The organism is Mesorhizobium sp. M7A.F.Ca.MR.362.00.0.0 (assembly GCF_004023175.1).
In the GTDB taxonomy this organism is placed as follows: Bacteria; Pseudomonadota; Alphaproteobacteria; order Rhizobiales; family Rhizobiaceae; genus Mesorhizobium.
In genome coordinates this window covers 4734-5776 of the sequence record NZ_RZTF01000396.1, presented here as the reverse complement: position 1 = coordinate 5776, position 1043 = coordinate 4734, and the positions used below count along the sequence as shown (strand labels likewise).

Sequence of the window (1043 nt, the reverse complement as noted above, 5' to 3'; positions counted from 1 at the left end):
ACGATCCCGAATTCGACCCGGCACTGTGCTTCCTCGTCATCGACGCCAAGGGCCGGCTGGCGGCAGCGGCACTGTGCTGGACCCGCGCCTTCGTCAAGGATCTAGCCGTTCATCCGGAGGCTCGCGGCAAGGGCGTTGCCGAAGCGCTGATGTGGCACGCCTTCGCCGTTTTTCGCGAACGCGGCGCCGATCATGTCGACCTCAAGACCAACACGGTCGAGAATCCCGCCGCCGTCCGGCTCTATGAGCGGCTGGGCATGATGCCTGTCGCCTGGGAAGGCTAGGGTGTGCTGATATTCAGGTGATGCCGGCCTGCAAATGATGGCTTCCTGCGCTTCCGGTGCTCACGTACCCAAAAGTACGCTCCGCTCCGGTTCTCGGAAACCACCATTTTCGACTCGGCCTGACCTGAATCTCAACACACCCTGATGGGTGTCGCCTCACGCAGGAACGGCGCGATTTGGGAACCCAAAAGCGCCGCTTCGCATTCAATGGGAGGTGAGGGCCTGACAAGCTGCCGGCGGGTGGGAGGATTTTCCGCGGCCGGCTGCGGAGGGACATCCACCATCATGAAACTCTCTCACGCATTCCTGGCGCTCGGCGTCACTGCCGTTCTGGCTGGCACGCCGGCGCGGGCCGTCGAGCTGTCGATGGTGTCGGGCGATACCGGCGACGGCATCAAGGTGCTGCGCGAGATCCTCGACCGTTACGAGAAAGACAGCGGCAACAAGGTCAGCATCGTCGTCATGCCGACGTCCGGGACCGACCAGTTCGGCCAATACCGGCTTTGGCTCGCCGCGGGAAACAGTGACATCGACGTCTACCAGACGGACGTGATCTGGGCACCGCAACTCGCCAGCCAGCTCGTGGATCTGACCGCAGCGACCAAGGACGTCGTGGCCGAGCATTTCCCATCGATCATCCAGTCACAGACCGTCAACGGCAAGCTTGTCGCCTTGCCGATCTTCACCGATGCGCCGGCGCTCTACTACCGCAAGGATCTCCTCGACAAATATGGCGCCAAGGTGCCGGCCACCTGGAAA

The 1043-nt window shown here is 62.7% G+C and carries 2 protein-coding genes; both read left to right on the top strand.

Annotation, left to right across the window (positions count from 1 at the left end; genetic code table 11):
- Positions 1 to 284 (top strand): N-acetyltransferase (locus tag EOC06_RS31165; protein ID WP_164898828.1); only part of this gene is annotated, 284 nt, incomplete at its 5' end.
- 285 nt (positions 285 to 569) lie between these two features.
- Positions 570 to 1043, top strand: a 474-nt coding sequence (locus EOC06_RS43980; protein WP_245470248.1) for an extracellular solute-binding protein, incomplete at its 3' end; no start/stop codon positions are given.